Source organism: Bacillus sp. AFS029533 (assembly GCF_002585125.1).
GTDB lineage: Bacteria > Bacillota > Bacilli > Bacillales > Bacillaceae_G > Gottfriedia > Gottfriedia luciferensis_B.
Map to the genome: position 1 here is coordinate 70,324 of NZ_NUQC01000003.1, position 23,657 is coordinate 93,980.

The 23,657-nt window shown below is 34.3% G+C and carries 23 protein-coding genes; 22 read left to right on the forward strand and 1 reads right to left on the reverse strand.

All coding sequences use genetic code 11. The annotated features are described in order from the left end of the window. The first annotated feature begins 104 nt into the window (after positions 1-104). The 15 genes from COE53_RS01315 to spoVM all read left to right on the forward strand — a co-directional run bounded on the left by COE53_RS01315 (position 105) and on the right by spoVM (position 15,300). Complete coding sequence (locus COE53_RS01315; RefSeq protein WP_025568821.1) at positions 105-974, forward strand: YicC/YloC family endoribonuclease; 870 nt, start codon at positions 105-107, stop codon at positions 972-974. 153 nt (positions 975-1,127) lie between these two features. Next, positions 1,128-1,745: a guanylate kinase gene (gmk, locus tag COE53_RS01320; protein WP_069034530.1), complete on the forward strand. Its 618-nt coding sequence runs from the start codon at positions 1,128-1,130 to the stop codon at positions 1,743-1,745. Between the two features lie 3 nt (positions 1,746-1,748). Beyond that, a complete protein-coding gene (gene rpoZ / locus COE53_RS01325; protein ID WP_025568819.1) occupies positions 1,749-1,961 on the forward strand; it encodes a DNA-directed RNA polymerase subunit omega in 213 nt (70 codons plus the stop codon). Between the two features lie 358 nt (positions 1,962-2,319). After that, entirely contained in the window at positions 2,320-3,525 is a 1,206-nt protein-coding gene (coaBC, locus tag COE53_RS01330) for a bifunctional phosphopantothenoylcysteine decarboxylase/phosphopantothenate--cysteine ligase CoaBC (RefSeq protein ID WP_025568818.1), read from the forward strand. Beyond that, on the forward strand, positions 3,522-5,921 hold the full coding sequence (priA, locus tag COE53_RS01335) for a primosomal protein N' (protein ID WP_025568817.1): 2,400 nt from the start codon (positions 3,522-3,524) through the stop codon (positions 5,919-5,921). Before coaBC ends, priA begins: the two co-directional genes overlap by 4 nt. A gap of 289 nt (positions 5,922-6,210) precedes the next feature. Then, positions 6,211-6,684, forward strand: coding sequence for a peptide deformylase (gene def / locus COE53_RS01340; protein WP_025568816.1), 474 nt, complete (start codon positions 6,211-6,213; stop codon positions 6,682-6,684). Between the two features lie 8 nt (positions 6,685-6,692). Further along, positions 6,693-7,637, forward strand: a complete 945-nt coding sequence (gene fmt / locus COE53_RS01345; protein ID WP_029715330.1) for a methionyl-tRNA formyltransferase — start codon at positions 6,693-6,695, stop codon at positions 7,635-7,637. Between the two features lies 1 nt (position 7,638). Further along, positions 7,639-8,985 (forward strand): 16S rRNA (cytosine(967)-C(5))-methyltransferase RsmB, encoded by a 1,347-nt coding sequence (gene rsmB / locus COE53_RS01350; protein ID WP_098947334.1) that lies wholly within the window; start codon positions 7,639-7,641, stop codon positions 8,983-8,985. 2 nt (positions 8,986-8,987) lie between these two features. Further along, positions 8,988-10,079, forward strand: a complete 1,092-nt coding sequence (gene rlmN, locus COE53_RS01355; protein WP_180242377.1) for a dual-specificity RNA methyltransferase RlmN — start codon at positions 8,988-8,990, stop codon at positions 10,077-10,079. A gap of 4 nt (positions 10,080-10,083) precedes the next feature. Beyond that, a complete protein-coding gene (locus COE53_RS01360) occupies positions 10,084-10,836 on the forward strand; it encodes a Stp1/IreP family PP2C-type Ser/Thr phosphatase (protein WP_025568811.1) in 753 nt (250 codons plus the stop codon). An 8-nt stretch (positions 10,837-10,844) separates the two neighbouring features. Next, entirely contained in the window at positions 10,845-12,839 is a 1,995-nt protein-coding gene (gene pknB / locus COE53_RS01365) for a Stk1 family PASTA domain-containing Ser/Thr kinase (protein WP_098947348.1), read from the forward strand. 20 nt (positions 12,840-12,859) lie between these two features. Beyond that, the gene (rsgA, locus tag COE53_RS01370; RefSeq protein WP_025568809.1) at positions 12,860-13,741 is read left to right on the forward strand and encodes a ribosome small subunit-dependent GTPase A; all 882 of its coding nucleotides are present in this window, start codon (positions 12,860-12,862) and stop codon (positions 13,739-13,741) included. Between the two features lie 2 nt (positions 13,742-13,743). Then, positions 13,744-14,388 (forward strand): ribulose-phosphate 3-epimerase, encoded by a 645-nt coding sequence (rpe, locus tag COE53_RS01375; RefSeq protein WP_025568808.1) that lies wholly within the window; start codon positions 13,744-13,746, stop codon positions 14,386-14,388. A gap of 92 nt (positions 14,389-14,480) precedes the next feature. Continuing rightward, positions 14,481-15,122, forward strand: a complete 642-nt coding sequence (locus tag COE53_RS01380) for a thiamine diphosphokinase (RefSeq protein WP_025568948.1) — start codon at positions 14,481-14,483, stop codon at positions 15,120-15,122. A gap of 94 nt (positions 15,123-15,216) precedes the next feature. Continuing rightward, a complete protein-coding gene (spoVM, locus tag COE53_RS01385) occupies positions 15,217-15,300 on the forward strand; it encodes a stage V sporulation protein SpoVM (protein WP_049813551.1) in 84 nt (27 codons plus the stop codon). A gap of 97 nt (positions 15,301-15,397) precedes the next feature. Here the strand turns inward: spoVM and rpmB are convergent, their stop codons facing one another. Then, positions 15,398-15,586 carry a 50S ribosomal protein L28 gene (rpmB, locus tag COE53_RS01390; RefSeq protein ID WP_025568947.1) on the reverse strand — a complete coding sequence of 63 codons (189 nt, stop codon included), beginning with the start codon at positions 15,584-15,586 and terminating at the stop codon, positions 15,398-15,400. Between the two features lie 348 nt (positions 15,587-15,934). On the opposite strand from rpmB, the gene COE53_RS01395 reads away from it, so the two are divergent. The 7 genes from COE53_RS01395 to plsX all read left to right on the forward strand — a co-directional run bounded on the left by COE53_RS01395 (position 15,935) and on the right by plsX (position 23,645). Then, complete coding sequence (locus tag COE53_RS01395; protein WP_025568946.1) at positions 15,935-16,297, forward strand: Asp23/Gls24 family envelope stress response protein; 363 nt, start codon at positions 15,935-15,937, stop codon at positions 16,295-16,297. 23 nt (positions 16,298-16,320) lie between these two features. Then, positions 16,321-18,009 (forward strand): DAK2 domain-containing protein, encoded by a 1,689-nt coding sequence (locus COE53_RS01400; protein ID WP_025568945.1) that lies wholly within the window; start codon positions 16,321-16,323, stop codon positions 18,007-18,009. Between the two features lie 348 nt (positions 18,010-18,357). Beyond that, complete coding sequence (gene sdaAB, locus COE53_RS01405) at positions 18,358-19,020, forward strand: L-serine ammonia-lyase, iron-sulfur-dependent subunit beta (RefSeq protein WP_025568944.1); 663 nt, start codon at positions 18,358-18,360, stop codon at positions 19,018-19,020. Positions 19,021-19,037: 17 nt separating this feature from the next. Then, positions 19,038-19,919, forward strand: a complete 882-nt coding sequence (gene sdaAA, locus COE53_RS01410; protein ID WP_025568942.1) for an L-serine ammonia-lyase, iron-sulfur-dependent, subunit alpha — start codon at positions 19,038-19,040, stop codon at positions 19,917-19,919. Continuing rightward, complete coding sequence (recG, locus tag COE53_RS01415; RefSeq protein WP_025568941.1) at positions 19,919-21,967, forward strand: ATP-dependent DNA helicase RecG; 2,049 nt, start codon at positions 19,919-19,921, stop codon at positions 21,965-21,967. Before sdaAA ends, recG begins: the two co-directional genes overlap by 1 nt. 103 nt (positions 21,968-22,070) lie before the next feature. After that, positions 22,071-22,637 carry a transcription factor FapR gene (gene fapR, locus COE53_RS01420; protein ID WP_025568940.1) on the forward strand — a complete coding sequence of 189 codons (567 nt, stop codon included), beginning with the start codon at positions 22,071-22,073 and terminating at the stop codon, positions 22,635-22,637. A gap of 12 nt (positions 22,638-22,649) precedes the next feature. After that, complete coding sequence (plsX, locus tag COE53_RS01425; protein WP_025568939.1) at positions 22,650-23,645, forward strand: phosphate acyltransferase PlsX; 996 nt, start codon at positions 22,650-22,652, stop codon at positions 23,643-23,645. Positions 23,646-23,657: the final 12 nt, after the last annotated feature.

Consider the following 23,657-nt stretch of genomic DNA (forward strand, 5'->3'; position numbering starts at 1 on the left):
CCTTAAGGTAGTAGAGGTATGCTCTATTACCTTTTCTCTTTTACATATTGAATGAAATTTGGGAAATAAATTAGAGAGAAAATTAGTGTATTGGAAGTGGAACAATGGTCGTAAGTATGACAGGGTATGGTAAAGCCATTTTGTCAAATGAACAGTACAAAATACATATTGAAATGAAAGCAGTGAATCATCGATACTTAGAGACAATCGTTCGAATGCCGAGGCAATTATTAGCATATGAAGATGCAATTAAGAAAATTGTAGCTGAGTATACTAGTCGAGGTCGAGTTGAGGTTTTTGTTACAATTGAGGGCTTATTACAACGTACATTACAAATAGATGAAGGCTTAATTCAACAATATAAAAAAGCGATAGAACATCTTTCAGGTGAAGGGCAAAATAAATCTTTTTACAATCCAATCGATTTATTAAAGCTACCTGAAGTTACTACAGTAAGTGAAGTAGAACAAATCAATGATAATTTTGAAGAATTATTGTTAACGACTACTGAAAATGCATGTCAGCAATTTTTTGATGTTAAGTGCAAAGAAGGTGGACAACTTAAAAAAGATTTAATAGAAAGATTAACAGCAATTGAAGAATGTAAAAAACAAATTACTGTTCATTCTCCTCTTGTTTTGAAATCATATCGTGAAAAACTGCAATCTAAATTAGCGGAAGTTGAATTAACAGCGGTTGATGAGCAAAGATTATTAACAGAACTTATGCTCTTTGCGGATCGATGTGACATATCTGAAGAATTAGTTCGACTAACTAGTCATTTAGAATTGTTTAATGAAACTTTACAAATAAAAGAATCAATTGGGCGGAAATTAGATTTCATCGTACAAGAAATGAATCGAGAAGTGAATACGATTGGTTCGAAAGCAAACTCATTAGATATTTCTAAACAAGTTGTTGAAATTAAAAATAATCTTGAAAAAATTAGAGAGCAAGTTCAAAATATTGAATAATGTAAAAGATTTGTTTATAGTTGCAAAGGTCCGGTAACAATGTGAAATAGAAGACTAATTAATTTTTTATTAATTGACTCTAACACGCAGAAGTAACAATAGATTGACCTTTAATAAATAAAACTGTCTAGAATTAGAAGGGTAGGGTCATAAATGAGGCATGAAAGAGGCTTATTAATCGTACTTTCTGGTCCATCAGGAGTAGGTAAGGGTACGGTGCGTAAAGCTATTTTTGATAATAAGGACTTAGATCTGCAATATAGTATTTCGATGACGACAAGAAATCCTCGTGAAGGTGAAGTACATGGAGTAGATTATTTCTTTACATCAAAAGAAGATTTCAAACAGAAAATAAATGAAGATAAATTTCTTGAGTGGGCAGAGTTTGTAGGTAATTACTATGGAACGCCAATTGATTATGTTGAAAAAACATTAAGCGAAGGAAAAGACATTTTCCTAGAAATTGAAGTTCAAGGTGCCTTACAAGTAAAAAAAGCCTTTCCAGAAGGAATTTTTATTTTCTTAGCCCCTCCAAGTATGAGAGAATTACAAAATAGAATTGTAACAAGAGGCACAGAAACTGAAGATGTGATTATGAATCGTATGAATGCAGCAAAAGAAGAAATTGAAATGATGGATGCTTACGATTATGTAGTTGAAAATGATCAAGTTGATTTAGCTTGTGACCGTATTAAAGCAATTATTTTAAGTGAACATTTAAAACGTGAACGAGTTGCAAATTATTATAAAAGAATGATGGAGGCCGAATAAACTATGTTATATCCTTCGATTGACCGTTTATTAACAAAATTAGACTCAAAATATACGCTAGTAACAGTTGCTTCAAAGCGTGCTCGCGAAATGCAAGTAAATAAAGATACTCGTGTTGAAAAACCAGTATCTGATAAATTTGTAGGAAAAGCATTAGAAGAAATTAATGCTGGATTATTATCTTATAGAAAACTTGAAGAAGTTAAAGAAGATTAATATTTAACTGTGTGATGAGGCTGTCCCAAAACATTTGCTAATTTTCCATATGACTAAAAAGGACAACGTGGTGTTTAACACCTCTCCTAAAAGTTTCGTGGTGATTAGAAATGGGGGCAGTCTTATTTTTGTGATAAAATGGCCGAGTAGCTTAAACGACTAAAAGCCCTGACTTCAGAAAATAAGATAATACAACTAAGCTTATGCTTTGACGATAAGCTACTTGATGAGCTTTTTTTAGAAAAGCCTATAACATTTATTTCAAACATATTTGTGGTATCTTAGACATAGAACGTCCAAAAGACCTATTTTTTGACATATTACATAGAAAGAATAAAATTTGAAAGGGTGAAGGTGAGTGGAACAAAAAAAGATTCTCCTATGTGTTTCAGGTGGAATTGCAGTCTATAAAGCAGCAGCACTTACAAGTAAACTAGTACAAGCAGGATATGACGTTAAAGTAATGATGAGCTTATCCGCTACAAAATTTGTGGCACCTTTAACGTTTCAAGCTTTATCAAGAAATGATGTTTATATAGATACTTTTGATGAAAAAGATAGTTCAAAAATTGCACATATTGATTTAGGTGATTGGCCTGATTTAATCATTGTTGCTCCAGCAACTGCTAACACAATTGGAAAATTAGCAAATGGTCTTGGAGATGAAATGATTCAGGCAACATTACTTGCTGCAACAAAACCAGTTTGGATCGCCCCAGCTATGAATGTTAATATGTATAACCATCCGATTGTTCAAAAGAATATGAACACATTGAAAGAGATTGGTCATCGCTTTATTGAGCCAAATGAAGGATATTTAGCATGTGGCTATGTTGGAAAAGGTAGATTAGCAGAGCCGGAAGAAATCGTTCAATTCGTAAATGAACATTTCCAAAGAGATGTCGGTTTATTAAAAGATAAAAAAATTATTATTTCTGCTGGCCCAACTGTTGAAAAAATTGATCCGGTTCGTTTTGTTTCAAATCATTCAACAGGAAAGATGGGTTATAGCATCGCAGAAGCTGCAGTTTCTTTAGGAGCAGAGGTAATACTCGTTTCTGGACCAACTAATTTAACACCACCTAATGGGTGTAAATTTATCCAAACCGAGTCAGCCGAGGAAATGTTTGAAGCGATTTGGTCTTATTATAATGAAGCAGATGTTGTAATAAAAACAGCAGCAGTTGCTGATTATACACCTTCAATTACTTATGATCAAAAAGTGAAAAAAGCTGATGGTGATCTTTCAATTGCTTTTAAACGTACGAAAGATATTCTTCTAACTTTAGGCCAACATAAAACACATCAAATTTTAGTAGGGTTTGCTGCAGAAACAGATCAAATAGATGAGTATGCAAAAAGTAAACTTTTAAAGAAAAATGCTGATATGATTGTTGCTAATGATGTAACAAAAGCAGGGGCTGGTTTTGGTTCTGATACAAATATTGTAACGATTTTTAAACGTAATGGTGAAGTTAAGTCACTTCCTAAAATGAGTAAAAAAGAAGTAGCAGAAGAAATACTACTTGAAGTTCATCACTTATTAAATGAGGTAGAAAGATGACATACGCATCAGTTTTAGTTGATGTATCAGTCAGACAAACAGACCGTCCTTTTGATTATAAAGTACCAACTAGATGGCAGGATGCAATACAACCGGGAATGCGAGTAATTGTTCCATTTGGTCCAAGGAAAGTTCAAGGATTCGTATTGTCTATAAAAGAAACAACTAATTTAGAGAAGGTTAAAGAAATCGAAGAAGTTCTTGATGTCATGCCAGTTTTAACAGAAGAACTTCTTCTTTTAGGTTCTTATCTATCTCAAAAAACACTTTGTTTTTTCATTTCTGCATATCAAGCAATGCTTCCGACAGCTATTAAAGCTGTATATAAAAAACATGTTCAAGTGACATCTGACGAAGCTTTAGAACAATTAGTTCCAGAATTAGCAAATCTATTTTCGATCGTAAAAAGAAGAGAATGGACTGAAATAGAAAGTCTAGTTAGTAAAATTTCATTAGTTCAACGAGCAATTAAAGACGGGTTGCTTGAAATTGAATATGAAGTAAAAAATAAAGCAAATAAAAAAACAGAACGTGTAGTTTCGCTACTAAAGGTATTAGACGAAGAATTACCTGTAATCAAATCTCCACAACAAAAAGATATTATTGAATACTTACGTATGAATGGTCAAACAAGTGTGAAGGAGTTAAAAGAATGTCTTGGCATCACTGATTCACCTATAAAGACATTGGAGAAAAACGAGGTAGTTTCAATTAAAACAGTTGAAGTTTATCGTGATCCATATGAAGGTAAGGAAATTGAACGCTCTAAGCCTTTACCACTAATAGAGGAACAACAGATTGCATTTGAGCAAATCGTTTCTTCATTTCATGAAAGTAAGAATAAAATCCATCTTTTACATGGAGTAACAGGTAGTGGAAAGACAGAAGTTTATTTGCAAGCCATTCAAGAGGTACTGTCTGTTGGGAAAGAAGCGATCGTATTAGTACCAGAAATTTCTCTTACCCCACAGATTGTAGGCCGTTTTAAAAGTAGATTTGGAAATGATGTTGCAGTTCTACATAGCGGTCTATCTATTGGTGAGAAATATGATGAATGGAGAAAGATTCAGAGAAAAGAAGTTAAAGTAGTAGTGGGTGCCCGCTCAGCAATATTTGCACCATTTGAAAACATTGGCATGATTATAATAGATGAAGAACATGAGACAACTTATAAACAAGATGAACATCCAAGATATCATGCAAGAGATATTGCAATATGGAGAGGAGAATATCATCATTGTCCGATCGTTTTAGGAAGTGCGACTCCTACATTAGAATCTTTTGCTAGAGCTGGTAAAGGTGTTTATGAGCTAAATACAATGTCTAAAAGGGTTAATCAAGGCCCATTACCTGAAGTGGAAATTGTCGATATGAGAGAACAGTTAAGAATCGGTAATCGTACGATGTTTTCTACAGCTTTACATGAAAAAATATTGGATCGATTAGAGAAGAAGGAACAAATCATCTTATTTTTAAACCGTCGAGGCTATTCTTCGTTTGTAATGTGTAGGGATTGTGGTTACACAATTCAGTGCCCCCATTGCGAGGTTTCCTTAACTTATCATAAACATAACCATCATCTAAAATGTCATTATTGCGGATATGATACCTATATGCCAAAACAATGCCCTTCTTGCCTGAGTGAACATATTCGATTTTTTGGAACCGGAACGCAAAAGGTAGAGGAAGCTATTACAAAAACCTACCCAGAAGCACGAGTCATTAGAATGGATAATGATACGACTAGTCGAAAAGGTGCCCACGAAAAAATGCTCAAGCAATTTGGTAATGGTGAGGCTGATATATTACTAGGTACACAGATGATTGCAAAAGGACTTGATTTTCCAAATGTTACATTGGTTGGTGTTTTAGCAGCAGATAGTTCACTTCATTTACCCGATTTCAGAGCAAGTGAGCGAACATTTAGCTTATTGACACAAGTAAGTGGAAGAGCTGGTCGTCATGAAAAACCAGGTGAAGTAGTTATACAAACCTATTCACCAGAGCATTATAGTATTGAATTAGCTAAAACACAGGACTATGTAGCGTTTTATGAAGAAGAAATGAAAATAAGACGCTCATTTCGCTATCCACCTTTTTATTATTTAGTTTTAATATCAATAGCACATAATGATTTGATAAAAACAGTCAAAGTAAGCGAACAAATTGCAGGCTATTTAAGAGAGTACTTATCAGAAGGATCAATAGTACTCGGACCAGTAGCATCACCTATCGCAAAAATAAAAGACCATTTTCGTTATCAATGTGTGATAAAATACAAATCTGAACCTGCACTCTATGACGTCCTAAACCGTATCCAACAATACTACCAAGACGAAACAGACAAAGGCAAACTACAATTAACAATCGACTTTCAACCTACTATGTTTATGTAACGAAAAGCGGAAGGCGTTTGCTCAGCCCCGACAAGCATAAGACAAAGATTGAGAAAGGTTGGTTTTTAACCTTTATTGGACTTTGGCTTATGACCTCGAGGGGCTAACGCCTGGAGCTAGACAGAACGAAAAGTGGAGGCGACTGGTCAGCCTCGACACCTCGAGGGGCTAACGCCTGGAACTAGACAAAACGAAAAGTGGAAGGCATTTGCTCAGACTAAGGCAAGCATAAGACATAGGTGGTTTTAAAAATTAAATTTAACGTACAATCAAGATAGGAGTTGTGAAATTGGCTTTATTAAAAATAGTAGAATTTCCAAATGAAGTTCTTGAAACACCTTGTGAAAAAGTGACGACATTTGATAAAAATTTAGTAAAACTTTTAAATAATATGTATGAGACAATGCTAGCAGCAGATGGTGTTGGATTAGCAGCTCCACAAGTTGGTATTCTGCAACAAGTAGCTGTTGTAGATGTTGAAGATGAGAATGGAAGAATTGATTTAATTAATCCAATTGTAATGGAAACAAAAGGCGAGCAAACTGATGTTGAAGGTTGTTTAAGTTTCCCTAACTTATATGGTGATGTAACAAGACCTAGCTATGCAAAAATCAAAGCTCAAAATAAACGTGGAAAATATTTTATTATAGAAGCTCGTGGATTTTTAGCTCGTGCACTATTACATGAAATTGATCATTTAAATGGAGTTTTATTCACTTCTAAAGTCTCGAAATACTATGAAGAAAGTGAATTAGAAGGGTAGGCAAAATAATGACAAAGATTGTTTTTATGGGGACGCCAGATTTTTCTGTTCCTGTTTTAAGAAGATTAATTGATGAAGGATATGATGTAGTCGGTGTAGTAACTCAACCAGATCGCCCCGTTGGTCGAAAAAGAGTATTAACTCCACCTCCTGTTAAAGTAGAGGCTTTAAAACATAATATTCCAGTTTTACAACCTGAAAAAATTAGACTTCCAGAAGAAACAGAAAAAGTGTTGGCATTGAAGCCAGATTTAATTGTAACTGCAGCTTTTGGACAAATTCTTCCTACAGATATTCTTGAAGCTCCTAAATTTGGTTGTATAAATGTACATGCTTCATTATTACCAGAATTACGAGGTGGAGCTCCAATTCACTATTCGATCATTCAAGGTAAGAGTGAAACTGGTGTAACAATTATGTATATGGTTGAAAAATTAGATGCTGGTGATATGTTAGCTAAAGTCGTTGTTCCAATTGAAGAAAAAGATCACGTTGGAACGCTTCACGATAAATTAAGTATTGCTGGTGCGAATTTACTTTCAGAAACAATCCCACCATTATTAAAAGGTGAAATGAATGCAGTGAAGCAAGATGAAAGTAAAGTTAGCTTTGCGAAAAATATTAAGCGTGAGGAAGAGCAAATAAATTGGTCAAAAACTGGTGAAGAGATTTATAATCACGTAAGAGGTTTACACCCTTGGCCAGTAGCTTATACTACATTAAACGGAGAAGTTTTAAAAGTTTGGTGGGGTGAAAAAGTAAATACGAATCAAAATTTAACACCAGGTGAAATAATTGATGTTTTAAACGATGGCATATTAGTAGCAACAGGTAATCATACTGCTATCAAAATTACTGATTTACAGCCCGCTGGTAAAAAGCGAATGGAAGCAAAGCAATATATAAATGGTGCAGGTTCTTTTATTGAACGTGGAATGAAGTTAGGAGAATAACATGAGTAAAAATGTACGAGAGATTGCCTTAGAGGCTCTTCTTTCAGTTTATAAAAATCAATCGTATAGTAATTTGTTAGTAAATAACTATATTCAAAAGAATGATTTATCTTCTGCTGATTCGGGATTATTAACAGAAATAATCTATGGTACTATTCAAAGAGATCAATTGTTAGATTTTTATTTAGAACCATTTATAAAAAATCAGAAGAAATTAGAAGAATGGGTTTATATATTAATAAAACTTTCTTTATATCAATTGCATTTTTTAGATCGTATACCTCCTCATGCCGTTTTAAATGAGGCTGTTAATATTGCTAAAAAGCGAGGGCATAAAGGAATTGCTTCTTTAGTAAATGGGGTTTTAAGAAATATTCAAAGAAATGGTTTACGATCAATCGATGAAATAAAGGACCCAATTGAAAAGCTTTCAATTGAAACAAATCATCCTAAATGGTTAATTGAACAATGGGTAAAAGAATTCGGCGAAGAAGAAACTAGAAAAATTTGTGAAGAGAACATACTTCCACCGTTTCAAACTGCAAGGGTCAATACAATGAAAGCAACAAGAGAAGAAGTGCTAAAAATGCTAGAAGATGAAGGAGTACAGGTTAAGGAAGGAAAACTGTCTCCATTTGCAATAGAAATCCAAAAAGGAAATGTTGCTTATACGAATGCATTTAAAGAAGGTTTCCTTTCAATTCAAGATGAAAGCTCGATGTTAGTTGCACAAGCACTTGGAGTTGAAAAAGGTGAAGATATATTAGACACATGTGCAGCACCTGGAGGGAAATCAACACATATTGCTGAGTTGTTAGGCGGTACTGGATCAGTCACTTCATTAGATTTACACAAGCATAAAGTAAAGTTAATAAAAGAACAAGCTAATCGTTTAGGGTTAGATAATATAGAAACGAAAGCTCTAGATGCAAGAAAAGCACCTGAAGAGTTTGAAGGAAGATTATTTGACAAAGTATTAGTAGATGCTCCATGTTCTGGTTTAGGGGTTATTCGTCGTAAACCAGATATTTTATTAAAAAAGAATGCTACTGATGTAACGAATTTACAAAGAGTTCAGAAGTCTATTTTAGACGAAGCTTCAAAGTTAGTTAAGCCAGGTGGAACTTTAGTATATAGCACTTGTACAGTTGGACATGAAGAAAATATTGATGTGGTCGAAGCTTTTTTAGATGAGCATCATGATTATGAATTAGATCATTCATTAATTGATCATGTTCCGGAAAAATTAAATGAAAATAAATCAGTTCAAAAAGGGTATATACAGCTACTACCACATTATTTTGGAACGGATGGATTTTTTATTGCAAGATTAAGGAAGAAGGTGTAACGTTGAAATTAGAAAATACTACAAATTCAGTCAAAATAGAAAAAACTCATAAACCCTCAATTTACTCGTTAAAAGTGAGTGATATAGAGGATTGGTTAAAGGCGCAAAAGCAGCAGGTTTTCCGTTCAAAGCAAATTTATAATTGGCTATACGTACAACGAGTTGAAAGCTTTGAAGAAATGCAAAATATTCCAAAAGAGCTACGTATGTTACTTGAAGAGAATTTTACAATAACGACATTAAAAACATTAGTTAAACAAACCTCTTCAGATGGTACTATGAAATTTTTATTTGAATTACATGATGGATATTCAATTGAAACTGTTTTAATGAGACATAATTATGGCAATTCTGTATGTGTAACGACGCAAGTAGGTTGTCGAATTGGATGTACTTTTTGTGCATCTACTCTTGGCGGTTTAAAACGAAATCTTGAAGCAGGCGAAATCGTTGCACAAGTATTAGAAGTACAACGTGCTATTGATGAAGTTGAAGAAAGAGTTAGCTCAATCGTAGTTATGGGTATAGGCGAACCATTTGATAACTATAATGGTTTAATGGATTTCTTAAGAATTGTTAATTCTGATAAAGGTCTTAACATTGGTGCAAGACATATTACAGTTTCAACAAGCGGAATCATTCCAAAAATCTATAACTTTGCTGATGAAGGACTTCAAATTAATTTCGCGATTTCATTACATGCTCCTAACAGTGAGTTACGTTCTAAATTAATGCCAATTAATCGTGCATACAAATTACCGGATTTAATGGACGCTGTTCGTTACTATGTTGAAAAAACAGGTAGACGTGTAACGTTTGAATATGGTTTATTCGGTGGTGAAAATGACCAAGTTGAGCATGCTGAAGAACTTTCTAGGTTACTTAAAGGAGTTAAATGTCATGTTAATTTAATCCCAGTTAACTATGTACCTGAAAGAGATTACGTAAGAACACCAAAGGAACAAATTTTTGCATTTGAAAAAGTACTTAAAAATAATGGAGTTAATGTTACAATTCGTCGTGAACAAGGTCATGATATAGATGCAGCTTGTGGACAGTTGCGTGCAAAGGAGCGTAAAGAGGAGACGAGGTGAAACAATGCAAACTTTTTTTCAAACTGATACGGGGAAAGTTCGAGAGCATAATGAAGATAGCGTAGGTATATTTACGAACGATTCAGGAATCGTATTAGCTGTAGTTGCTGACGGTATGGGTGGCCATTTAGCGGGTGAAGTTGCAAGTATGATGGCGATCAATTTCCTTGAAGCAGAGTGGAAAAATACTAGTAATTTTGAAACACCAGTAGAAGCCGAATCATGGCTAAAAAATATTGTAGCGCAATTAAATACAAATCTATTAGTTCATTCAGAGCAAAATGAAGAGTGCAAGGGTATGGGGACAACCCTTGAAGCGATTATTTGTACTCCTTTATTTTTTACGATTGCACATGTAGGTGATAGTAGAAGTTATTTGAGGAATGATGAAGGGTTTAAGCAAATAACAGAAGATCATACTTTTGTCGCTGAACTCGTTAAATTTGGTCAAATTTCTATGGAGGATGCAGAAATTCATCCTCGTAAAAATGTTATAACGCGAGCACTTGGTACTGAGGAAACAGTTGATGTTGATATTAAAACTTTAACTTGGGAAGAAGATGATTTAATCATTTTATGTTCAGATGGTTTATCAAATAAAATATCAAATGAACTTTTTAATGAAAAATTAAATGAAAATCTACCAATTGAGATTCTCGGTAACCAATTGATTTCAATCGCAAATGATCTTGGTGGAGAAGATAACATCACCCTTGCCATTATTAAGTTTGAGCCTAGAAATATAGAGAAAGGGTGATGATGAGCGTGATGATTGGTAGACGCCTAAACGACCGATATAAGATCTTAAAATTAATTGGTGTTGGCGGTATGGCAAACGTTTATTTAGCCCGTGATATGATATTAGATCGAGATGTAGCTGTAAAAATGTTAAAAGCTGATTTTTCAAACGACCCTGACTTCTTAAGAAGATTTCAACGTGAGGCATATTCAGTTACTTCGCTATCTCATCCAAATATCGTAAGTTCATATGACGTTGGGGAAGAAGATGGATTACAGTATATCGTCATGGAATACGTTGAAGGTGAGACTTTAAAGGAGTATATTCAACATCATACACCTATAAAGCCAAAAGAAGTATTGAGGATTATGGAACAATTAGCCTCAGCATTAGCACATGCGCATCATTTTCAAATCGTTCATAGAGATGTAAAACCGCAAAATATTTTAATCAATAAAGAAGGAAATGTAAAAATAACTGATTTTGGAATTGCAACAGCTTCTACAGCTGCAACAATTACACAAACAAATTCAGTTCTTGGTTCTGTTCACTACCTTTCACCTGAGCAAGCAAGAGGTGGAGTTGCGAATAAAAAGTCAGACATTTATTCTTTAGGAATTGTAATGTTTGAGCTTTTAACTGGAAAACTACCCTTTTCGGGTGAGAGTGCAGTTGCGATCGCATTAAAACATTTACAAAGCGAAGTTCCACCGCCAACAAAATTTAACCCAGAAATACCTCAAAGCGTTGAAAATATCGTTTTAAAAGCTACTGCCAAAGATATCTTTTATCGATATGATACTGCTGATGAGATGAAGCTTGATTTACAAACTGCTTTAGATAGTGATCGTTTGAATGAAAAACGTTTTGTGATTCCTACAAATGATGATGAAACGAAGGTAATTCCGATCATAAAGGATATACCAGTTTCAACTAATGATGATACGGTTGTCGTACCATCAAAGAAAAAATCAAATAAAGAAAAAGAACCAATCAAAAAAGAGCCAATCAAAAAAGAGGCTGTCGTAAAAGAACCTGATAAATTAAAACGGAAGAAGAAAAATTCTTTTGCAAAGTTTATTATAGGTACATTTATTGCACTTTTAATTGGTGGTTTATTAGCGATAACTTTGATTCCTGCATTATTTTTACCTGAAGACGTACAAATTCCAGATGTAAAGGATATGACATACGAAAGTGCGGTTACGTTACTTGCATCAAAAGGGTTAAAGATAAGCGATCCGAAAGAAATTTTTGATGATGAAGTTGATGAAGGGAAAGTCGTTAAAACTTCGCCTAATATTGGGGAAACTGTTAAAGAAAATTCATCGATAACGATTTATAAATCAAAAGGTAAAAAAAGTAATGAGATGGAAGACCTAAAAGGGTTTCAATACAACACGATAAAATCTCGATTACAAGACGATTATCGTTCTGTTTCAACGCATTTTATCGAAAGTGATGAATCGGAAGGTGAAATAATCGACCAATCTCCGAACGTTGGGGCTGAAGTTGTTCCATCAGAAACAGATTTAAATGTATGGATAAGTAAAGGGACATCAACGATCACTCTTCGTGACCTAAAAGGATGGTCTAGAAAAGATGTTGAAACCTATGCAGGTGACAATAACCTAAAGCTTAGCGTAACGAAAGAAGATTCTGGAACAGTTGCTGAAAACCATGTTATTTCTCAATCCCCATCTGCTAACGTTGCAGTAAAAGAAGGGGATACATTAAATATCGTTATTTCTTCTGGAAAACAAAAAGAAAAGACGAAAAAAGTAACAATCAATTTACAAGTACCATATACACCAACCAATCCTAGTTCACCTCAGCTAATTGAGGTATATATTAGGGATAAAAATAATAATGGTGAAAAACCTGCAATTTCAAAATCGATCACCGAAACAACTACTATACCAGTAGAAGTGACAATTGATCCTGGACAAACTGCTTCCTATAAAATTGTTAAAGATGGTCAAGTTATTGCAGAAAGAGATGTACCTTATCCATCGAATTAAAGAGTTGTAGGAGTGAGTATATGCCAGAAGGCAAAATCATAAAAGCATTGAGTGGATTCTATTATGTTGAAACAGATGAGACAGTTGTTGCTTGTCGTGGTAGAGGAAATTTTCGGAATAAGAAAATAACACCTTTAGTTGGAGACGAAGTAGAATATCATATCGAAAAAAGTGGAGAAGGTTATTTACTTGAAATTAAAGAGCGAAAAAATGAACTTGTTCGACCTCCAATTGCAAATGTTGATCAAGCAATTTTAGTTTTTTCAGCAGTAGAGCCCGATTTTTCTCCAATATTATTAGATCGATTCCTTGTATTAATTGAGTTTAATGAAATTAAACCATTAATTGTCATTACGAAGATTGATTTGTGTTCAGAAGCACAATTAAAACTAGTGTACGAATACGTTTCTTATTATCGCCAAATTGGATATGAAGTATGTTTAACTTCTTCAAAAACTGAGGAAGGATTAGAAAAAGTACTTCCACATATGTCAAATAAAATATCTGTATTTGCAGGACAATCTGGCGTAGGTAAGTCAACTTTACTAAATGCGATTAATCCAGAGCTTGATTTAAAAACGGGTATTATTTCCTCTCATTTAGGACGAGGAAAACATACAACTAGACATGTTGAATTAATAAAAATTGGACAGGGTCTAGTTGCAGATACTCCTGGTTTTAGTTCATTGGAATTTATGGGAATCGAATCCGAAGATTTATCTTATTGTTTTGTGGAAATGCGAGAAAAAAGTCAAGAATGTAAATTTAGAGGTTGTACCCACTTAAAAGAACCAAAATGTGCTGTAAAAGATGCGGTTGAAAGTGGGGAAATTTCTCCTAAACGATATGATCATTATGTATCATTCATAGAAGAAATAAGAGATAGAAAGCCGAGGTATTAATCATGGTTAAAATTGCACCATCAATCCTTTCAGCGAATTTTGCTAAACTTGGAGAAGAAATATTAGATGTAGAACGTGGAGGGGCAGATTATATACACGTCGACGTAATGGATGGTCATTTTGTACCAAATATCACAATTGGACCACTGATTGTAGAAGCAATTAGACCTGTGACGAAGCTTCCACTTGATGTACATTTAATGATTGAAAAACCAGATCAATACATAGAGCAATTTGTAAAAGCTGGAGCGGACATTATTACGGTTCATGTTGAAGCGTGTACACATTTACATCGCACGATCCAAACCATTAAATCATTTGGCATTAAAGCAGGTGTAGTTCTTAATCCAGCGACTCCAGTTTCAACAATTGAACAGATTATTGATGATGTCGATATGGTCCTTTTAATGACCGTAAATCCAGGCTTTGGAGGACAGAAATTTATTCAATCAGTTGTTCCTAAAATTAAACAAGTTGCTAACTTGATTAAAGAACGCAATTTATCAGTTGAAATCGAAATAGACGGTGGCGTTGACGAGCATACGGCTAAAATTTGTATAGAAGCAGGTGCTACCGTATTAGTAGCCGGTTCAGCAGTTTATAATAAGGAAGACAGAAAAGAAGCTATAGCGAAAATTAGAGGGTAATGTAATCATCTAAAATTGCATGGAAAATCTAATTATGAAACAAAAAATGCAATCGACATTCGATTGCATTTTTTTTAAAGGTGGAAGAAAAATTGATTATACATATTGTAGGTGCAGGACCGAAATCAAATACAATTACTGAAATTACTCAGAAAGACGAAAACCAGATACTGATTGGCGTAGATAATGGAGCTCATTACTTAATTGAAGAAGGATTAATTCCAGAGGCAATATTCGGTGATTTTGATTCTTTAAGTAATGAGAATTTAGAAAAGATAAAAGGGCTTGTTCCAAATGTTTTTATTTACCCTCCTGAAAAAGATGAAACAGATTTAGAACTTGCTATTCAATGGGCAATTAAACAAAAACCAGAAAAGATTTTTATCCATTGTGTTACCGGAAAACGTTTAGATCATGAGTTTGGAAGTATTACATTATTAATAAAATTTATGAATTCTGGTGTTCCAATAAAAATCGTTGATGAATATAACGAAATATATGTCATTTTGCAAGGTACCCATTTCATTAGTAAACTGCAGCATTTTAAATACGTATCCTTTTTTTCATTAGGTGCTAATGTAGTAAATTTAACTTTAAAGGGCTTTAAATACCCACTAACTAATCATTTATTGGAAATTGGATCATCACTATGTGTAAGCAATGAACTACTAGAGAGTGAAGGGTCTATTTCATTTAGCGAAGGCATAGCATTAGTAGTAAGGAGCAAAGATTAACAATTTCATGTCATAGTTTTCGCTCAACGCAAGTAGAATGTAATAGGATTAATCTTTTCCTTAAAAATGCTAGAAAGCTTGTAGGAGGGAAAGCATGAGATTTTATACGATTAAATTACCTAGATTTCTTGGCGGACTTGTTCGCGCCATGCTGAGTACATTTAAAAAAGACGCTTAGCTTAATTGGAGTAGAGTATTTTGGTTAGAGGCAACAGGTATCATAAAAAAAGTAAAAAAGCATAGCGGATCGCTATGCTTTTTAGTACGTTAATAAATTAAACGCGTTCAATTTTACCTGATTTTAATGCTCTCGCTGAAACGTAAACACGCTTTGGTTTACCGTTTACTAAAATACGAACTTTTTGAAGGTTAGCACCCCAAGTACGTTTTGAAGCATTCATAGCGTGAGAGCGACTGTTACCAGAACGAGACTTTCTTCCTGTGATTACACAAACACGAGCCATCTATTTCCCTCCTAACAAAAAACGGAATAACATTTCAATGATTATTTTCATTCAAACACTACTATAATTTATCATACCGCTCTACTTAATGCAACAGTTATTGGTAAGTTGTTCAAGAAAAAAACCTTGACATCGAAATGTCTGATATACAAAATATTAAAGAGGGACCACCCGACTTACCTTAAAAGAAATTCTTTAAAAATTGTATTTTCTATAATTAACCATGAATATTATTGAAATGCTAATAATAGTAGTGAGTCAATAGAATTATTTTGGAAAAAGGTATACAATAATAAGTAAGTAGTATAACTAACTATACTTGGATTATCCAATAAGGGGGACCAAAATATGTCATTAGAAATGAAAACTCAATATGGAACAATCGAGATTGGTACAGATGTGATCGCTACAATTGCTGGTGGAGCTGCCGTTGATTGTTACGGTATTGTTGGAATGGCTTCTAAGAAACAAATTAAGGATGGTCTTACAGAAATCCTAAAAAAAGATAACTTTACAAAAGGTGTTATTGTTCGCCAAGTAGGTGAGGACGTTAATATCGATATGTACATAATTGTAAGCTATGGTACGAAGATTTCTGAGGTTGCTAATAACGTACAAAATAAAGTGAAGTATACTCTTGATCAAACATTAGGATTATCAGTTGACTCTGTTAATATTTTTGTTCAAGGTGTGAAAGTAGCTAACCTGTAAAGACGCATTAAGGAGGAGAATTTGTGTCGATAAAACGTATTGACGGTAAATTATTTGCAGATATGGTGATTCAAGGTGCAAATAACTTAACGAAAAATGTAAAATTTGTAGATTCATTAAATGTATTCCCGGTACCAGATGGTGATACTGGAACAAATATGAATCTTTCTATTACTTCTGGATCTAAGGAAGTAATAGAAAAACCAAATAGTCATGTAGGGAAAGTTGGTCAAAGCTTTGCAAAGGGCTTATTGATGGGGGCGCGTGGAAATTCTGGTGTAATCCTTTCTCAATTATTTAGAGGTTTTTCTAAATCGATTGAATCAAAGGATACAATTTCAACAACTGATTTTGCTTTAGCATTAGAAGCAGGGGTAGAAACTGCTTATAAAGCTGTTATGAAGCCTATTGAAGGAACAATCTTAACAGTTGCAAGAGAAACAGCAAAAAAAGCAGTTGTCATAGCAAAAACACATGAAGAATTTATTCCTTTTCTTGAGGAAACAATTATTGAAGCAAATGCATCATTAAACCGTACCCCAGACTTACTACCTGTGTTAAAGCAAGTTGGTGTAGTCGATAGCGGAGGCCAAGGTTTAGTACTTGTCTATGAAGGATTTTTAGCATCATTAAAAGGTGAAGAAATTTCCTTAGAAGGTGCTGAGGCGACTCTTTCACTTGAGGAACTTGTTGAAGCAGAACATCGAAATGTACAAAGTATGTTAAATACGGAAGACATTGTATACGGATATTGTACTGAATTTATGGTGCGATTTGAAAAAGAAAAATTAAATAAACATCCTTTTGACATAGACACTTTCCGTAAAGAGTTAAGTGCATGGGGTGATTCTTTATTAGTAGTTGCTGATGATGAAATTGTAAAAGTTCATATTCACGCTGAGTACCCTGGGGAAGTATTTAATTTAGGTCAACGTTTTGGAAGCTTTTTAAAACTAAAAGCTGAAAATATGCGCGAACAACATACTAACTTACTACATGAAGAGGTTTCAAATGAATCTCCTTCTAAAAATGAGTCTACACAACCTACTGAAAAACAAGAATTTGGTATCGTTACGGTAGCTATGGGATCAGGGATTAAAGCATTATTTGAAAGTATTGGGGCAACTGTTGTAATTGAAGGCGGTCAAACAATGAATCCTAGTACAGAAGACATTGTAAAAGCAATTGAACAATGCAACGCAGAAAATGTTATTGTACTTCCTAACAACGGAAATATCGTGATGGCGGCTGAGCAAGCAGCATCTGTTGCAGAATGTAATGTAGCAGTTGTAACGTCTAAAACAGTACCTCAAGGTATGTCAGCTTTATTAGCATTTAATCCTACTGCATCATTAGCTGAAAATAAATCAGGAATGCAAGATGCATTAAAGACAGTAAAAACAGGTCAAATAACTTATGCGGTTCGAGATACTGAAATTGATGGCGTAGAAATAACAAAAGATCATTTCATGGGAATCCTTGAAAGTAAAATTGTTACAACAGATGCAAATCAATTAGAGGCTGCAAAAAAATTATTACAAGATATGATTGATGAAGATTCTGAAATATTAACAATCTTATATGGTCAAGATGTATCAGATGAAGAAATTTCAAAATTGGTTGAATTTGCCGAAGAGAGCTTTGATCATTTAGAAGTTGAAGTTCATAACGGAAATCAGCCTTTATATTCGTATATTTTTTCAATTGAATAAAAAACAAAGAGAAGAAGTGGGATGCACTTCTTCTTTTTATTTGTTGTTTTACACTATTAAATACTCTTTTGGAAAGGACTAAGCAGGCGCGCAGAGGGGACTCTGCTCTCTCCCCAAAAAAGGGAGTAACTTGGAAAGGAAATCGACAAATTGCTTATTTAGTCTTCTTTTTTGTAAATTATTTAAGTTGTATTGTAAAATAACGTAGAACTCTGTAGAATTTCGTATTACACTATAAGGTGGACATTGTTTTGTCCATAATACCAACTTTTTATATAAATGATTTGTACTAACAAAACAAAAACTAAATATAATACGCTTTTACAATAACGTATTGGGGGAAACGTGATGAAATATAAAAGTGTTTTTGACATAATTGGTCCAATTATGATTGGCCCTTCTAGTTCACATACAGCTGGAGCGGCTAAAATTGGTCGTGTAGCAAGAAATCTTTATGGAAAAGAACCTAAAAAGATTTTGATTTCATTATATGGTTCATTTGCTAAAACATATCGTGGACATGGGACAGATGTTGCGCTTATTGGTGGTCTATTGGATTTTGATACATTCGATGAGCGTATTCCAGAATCATTAAATATTGCACAAGAAAAAGGGATGTCAATTGATTTCATTGAAGAAGATGCAGTAACGGAGCATCCAAATACAGTGAAAATTTCGATTCTCGATGATGACCAACCATTTGAATTAGTAGGAATTTCAATCGGTGGTGGAAAAATTGAAATTATTGAATTGAATGGATTTGAACTAAAACTTTCGGGTAATTACCCAGCAATTCTTGTTGTGCACAATGACCGTTTTGGTTCGATTGCTGGTGTAACAAATGTCCTAATGAAATATGCTGTAAATATTGGCCATATGGAAGTTTCACGTAAAGAAGTCGGACAAATTGCTTTGATGGCAATTGAGGTCGACCAAGATCTAGATGATAAAGTAATTAAAGAAATTGAATCTTTACCACATATCATTCGTGTTACGAAAATGGTTGATTAAGGAGAGGGGGAACTTATATGTTTAAAAATGTTGCTGAATTAGTTGAATTAGCTGAATCAAAAAATGTTAAAATTTCAGAAATAATGATTCAACAAGAGATGTTATTTACAGGAAGAAGCCGTGAAGAGATTATCGGTAAAATGGAGCAAAATCTTGTTGTTATGGAAAAGGCAGTTGAAAGAGGACTTGCAGGTGTTCACTCGCCAACAGGTTTAACAGGCGGAGACGCTGTATTACTTCAAAATTATATTGCAAAAGGTAATTTCCTTTCAGGCCATTTACTTTTAGATGCTGTTAGTAAAGCGGTTGCGACAAATGAAGTAAATGCTGCAATGGGTACGATTTGTGCAACACCAACAGCAGGTTCTGCTGGTGTAGTTCCTGGAACCCTTTTTGCTGTAAAAGAGAAATTAAATCCTACTCGAATGCAAATGATTGAATTCTTATTTGCATCTGGTGCTTTCGGTTTTGTTGTAGCTAATAATGCGTCAATTTCAGGTGCTGCAGGTGGCTGTCAAGCGGAAGTAGGCTCTGCAAGTGGTATGGCAGCAGCTGCGATCGTTGAAATGGCTGGTGGTACTCCAAGTCAAAGTGCTGAAGCATTTGCCATTACATTAAAAAATATGCTTGGTTTAGTATGTGACCCTGTTGCAGGTTTAGTAGAAGTACCATGTGTTAAGCGTAATGCAATGGGTGCTGCTAACGCAATGGTAGCAGCAGATATGGCATTAGCAGGTATTACAAGTCGTATTCCATGTGACGAAGTAATTGATGCTATGTATCGAATTGGACAAACAATGCCATCTGCGCTAAGAGAAACTGCAGAAGGAGGACTAGCGGCAACGCCAACAGGACGTGAATTAGAAGCAAAAATATTTGGTGTTTCGCTAAAAAAATAGTGAGTATTGAACTTGAACAAAAAGTATCTGTATTAAGTGGTGTCGGCGAGGAAACTGAAACACAATTAAATGATATGGGTATTTTTACTATAAATGACTTAATCGAATATTTACCGTATCGATATGAGGATTTTCGAAATAAGGATTTATCAGAAGTGAAGCATGAAGAGCGCGTGACTGTCGAGGGGATTGTTCATAGCGCTCCTCTTCTTCAATATTTTGGCAAAAATAAATCTCGTCTAACATTTCGACTTTTAGTGGATCGATACTTAATTACTGTTATTTGTTTTAATCGACCGTATTTTAAAACAAAGTTAAACTTAAATGAGCATGTTACTGTTTCTGGCAAGTGGGATCAACATAAACAAACCATTTCATTATCAGACCTCGTATTTGGTTCTCGTACGAATAGTCATGAAATTGAGCCTGTCTATTCAATTAAGGGAAAAATGTCTGTAAAAACAATACGTAAATTTGTCGAGCAGTCTTTTAAAAAATATGGACATTTAATAAATGACTTAGTGCCAAACGAACTAATTCAAAAATATAAACTTTTAAATCGTTCAGAAACAATGAGATTACTTCACCATCCAATTGATGCGAATAGTTTAAAACAAGCTAGAAGAAGCTTTGTTTATGAGGAGTTTTTTCTGTTTCAACTAAAAATGCAAGCACTTCGAAAAATTCAGCGTAATCAATCAAAAGGTATCCCAAAAACATTAAATATTGAAAAAATTCAACAACTAATCCAATCCTTACCATTTCCTCTGACATCAGCTCAAAATAGAGTTGTACAAGAAATATTCTCAGATTTAGAAAGTCCTTATCGAATGAATCGCTTATTACAAGGTGATGTAGGGTCGGGAAAAACCGTTGTCGCTACCATTGCATTGTATGCATGTACACTTAATGGTTACCAAGGTGCATTAATGGTGCCTACAGAAATTTTAGCTGAGCAACATTTTGAATCTTTAGCAAAAATGCTACAACATACTGGAGTAAATGTTGAGCTTCTGACAAGTTCTGTAAAAGGTAAAAAGCGTCGTGAAATCCTAGAACGATTAAAAAACGGTGAAGTACATATTTTAGTCGGAACTCATGCTTTGATTCAAGATGAGGTTCAATTTAATAAATTAGGTATTGTAATTACAGATGAACAACATCGGTTTGGTGTTGGTCAACGTAGAGTTTTAAGAGAAAAAGGCTATTTTCCAGATGTTTTATTTATGACAGCAACTCCAATCCCAAGAACTTTGGCAATAACAGCTTTTGGTGAAATGGATGTCTCGATTATTGATGAATATCCGGCAGGTCGTAAAAAAATAGAAACGTATTGGGTTAAACAAGAAATGTTTGATCGCGTTTTAGATTTTATCGGTAAAGAAATTAAAAATGGACGACAAGCATATTTAATCTGTCCACTAATCGAGGAGTCAGAGAAACTAGACCTTCAGAATGCATTAGATTTACATAGTGTTCTATCTTTTCATTATCAAAATACGGCGAAGGTCGGTTTGATGCATGGAAAGCTTTCATCAACAGAGAAAGATGACGTGATGAAGGCATTTGCAGCGAATGAGGTTCAAATATTAGTATCAACAACAGTTGTAGAAGTAGGGGTAAATGTACCGAATGCAACTGTGATGGTTATTTATGATGCAGACCGATTTGGACTTTCACAATTACATCAGCTAAGAGGACGAGTTGGACGAGGTTCAGAACAATCATATTGTATTTTAGTTGGCGATCCAAAAAGTGAAGTAGGAAAAGAAAGACTAACAATCATGACAGAAACAAACGATGGTTTTGAGTTAAGTGAAAAAGATTTAGAGCTTAGAGGACCAGGAGATTTCTTTGGAAAACAACAAAGTGGTGTACCTGAATTTAAAATGGCAGATATGGTACATGACTATCGTGCATTAGAAGTTGCACGAAATGATGCAACATTACTTGTTAATTCAGATGTATTTTGGAAAGCTAATGAATATCAAGGATTAAGAATGTACTTAGATAGAACGGGAATATTTAATTCAGAAAAATTAGATTAGTACTAGGTATTAAAAGTTTGTCAAAAAACTATTGTAATACGTGGGTTTTTAATATAAACTGTATTTAATACCTGGTCACAAATTAGTAGTTGAGGTATGTAATATGAGAAGAAATAAAAAAGATCGTCATGAATTGTTAAAAAAAATTATAAAAGAAAATCCGTTTATTACAGATGAAGATTTAGCTAATCAGTTATCTGTGAGCATACAAACTATTCGTCTTGATCGTCTTGAGTTATCAATTCCTGAGTTAAGGGAGCGCATCAAAAATGTTGCCACTCAGCAATTAGAAGATGTAAAATCACTACCAGTAGATGAAATAATCGGTGAAGTTATTGATATTCATTTAAACGAAAGTGCCATTTCTATATTTGACGTTAAGGAAGAGCATACTTTTAGTAGAAATGGAATTGCCCGAGGTCATCACTTATTTGCCCAGGCTAATTCTTTAGCAGTTGCAGTTATTCATGATGATTTAGCTCTTACAGCTAAATCCAATTTTGTTTTTATTAAACCAGTAAGAACAAATGACCGAGTAATTGCGAAGGCAAAGGTTTTACCGCAAAAAGGAGATCCGAGGCGTACGACAGTTGATATCAATGGCTATGTTGAAAAAGAACATGTATTCCATGGCTTGTTCGAAATGTACCACCGAAGTATTGAAGAATAGGAAGTGAACAAGATGAAATTAGCGATCGATGCAATGGGTGGAGATCATGCCCCAAAAGCCATCGTTGAAGGTGCGATGCTTGCAGTTGAAAAATTAAATGATATACATATTACTTTAATTGGTGATGAATCAAAAATTAAACCATTCTTAACGAATGATAAAAATATAACGATTATCCATACAGATGAAGTAATTGAAGGAACGGAAGAGCCAGTTAGAGCGGTTAGAAGAAAAAAGAATGCTTCTATGGTCTTAATGGCAAACCAAGTAAAAGAAGGCAATGCTGATGCATGTATTTCTGCTGGAAATACTGGCGCATTGATGACAGCGGGCTTATTAGTCGTTGGTCGAATGGAAGGTGTAGAACGACCTGCACTTTCACCTACGATGCCTACTTTAGATGGCAAAGGCTTTGTATTTCTTGATGTAGGTGCAAATGTTGATGCAAAAGCAAACCATTTACTTCAATATGCAATAATGGGATCTGTATATGCCGAAAAAGTTAGAGGTATACATAATCCGACTGTTGGATTACTAAATGTAGGCACGGAAGATAAAAAAGGTAATGAACTTGCTAAACAAACATTCCAATTACTAAAAGAAAGTAATTTGAATTTTATAGGAAATGTTGAAGCTAGAGACTTAATGAACTCAGTAGCAGATGTGGTAGTTACAGACGGGTATACTGGAAATGTAGCTTTAAAAGCGATTGAAGGTACTGCACTTGCAATGTTTTCATTAATTAAAGATGCGATGCTTACTAATTTCACATCAAAGCTTGCAGCAGCTGTATTAAAACCAAACTTAAAAGGTGTAAAAAAGAAAATGGATTACTCCGAGTATGGTGGAGCAGCGTTATTTGGCTTAAAATCACCTGTCATTAAGGCTCATGGAAGTTCTGATGCGATGGGGATTTTTAGTGCAATTAAGCAAACGCAAACGATGGTTGAACATAATGTTGTAAAACTAGTAAGTGATCACATGGAGAAAATCGAATCAAATGCATAAGGGGGTCACTCC

Bases quoted from the DNA above. Each gene is read 5' to 3' on its own strand.
- COE53_RS01315 (WP_025568821.1), top strand. From the start codon at position 105: ATGGTCGTAAGTATGACAGGGTATGGTAAAGCCATTTTGTCAAATGAA.
- gmk (WP_069034530.1), top strand. From the start codon at position 1,128: ATGAGGCATGAAAGAGGCTTATTAATCGTACTTTCTGGTCCATCAGGA.
- rpoZ (WP_025568819.1), top strand. From the start codon at position 1,749: ATGTTATATCCTTCGATTGACCGTTTATTAACAAAATTAGACTCAAAA.
- priA (WP_025568817.1), top strand. From the start codon at position 3,522: ATGACATACGCATCAGTTTTAGTTGATGTATCAGTCAGACAAACAGAC.
- fmt (WP_029715330.1), top strand. From the start codon at position 6,693: ATGACAAAGATTGTTTTTATGGGGACGCCAGATTTTTCTGTTCCTGTT.
- rsmB (WP_098947334.1), top strand. From the start codon at position 7,639: ATGAGTAAAAATGTACGAGAGATTGCCTTAGAGGCTCTTCTTTCAGTT.
- COE53_RS01360 (WP_025568811.1), top strand. From the start codon at position 10,084: ATGCAAACTTTTTTTCAAACTGATACGGGGAAAGTTCGAGAGCATAAT.
- rsgA (WP_025568809.1), top strand. From the start codon at position 12,860: ATGCCAGAAGGCAAAATCATAAAAGCATTGAGTGGATTCTATTATGTT.
- rpe (WP_025568808.1), top strand. From the start codon at position 13,744: ATGGTTAAAATTGCACCATCAATCCTTTCAGCGAATTTTGCTAAACTT.
- spoVM (WP_049813551.1), top strand. From the start codon at position 15,217: ATGAGATTTTATACGATTAAATTACCTAGATTTCTTGGCGGACTTGTT.
- rpmB (WP_025568947.1), bottom strand. From the start codon at position 15,586: ATGGCTCGTGTTTGTGTAATCACAGGAAGAAAGTCTCGTTCTGGTAAC.
- COE53_RS01395 (WP_025568946.1), top strand. From the start codon at position 15,935: ATGTCATTAGAAATGAAAACTCAATATGGAACAATCGAGATTGGTACA.
- sdaAB (WP_025568944.1), top strand. From the start codon at position 18,358: ATGAAATATAAAAGTGTTTTTGACATAATTGGTCCAATTATGATTGGC.
- sdaAA (WP_025568942.1), top strand. From the start codon at position 19,038: ATGTTTAAAAATGTTGCTGAATTAGTTGAATTAGCTGAATCAAAAAAT.
- fapR (WP_025568940.1), top strand. From the start codon at position 22,071: ATGAGAAGAAATAAAAAAGATCGTCATGAATTGTTAAAAAAAATTATA.
- plsX (WP_025568939.1), top strand. From the start codon at position 22,650: ATGAAATTAGCGATCGATGCAATGGGTGGAGATCATGCCCCAAAAGCC.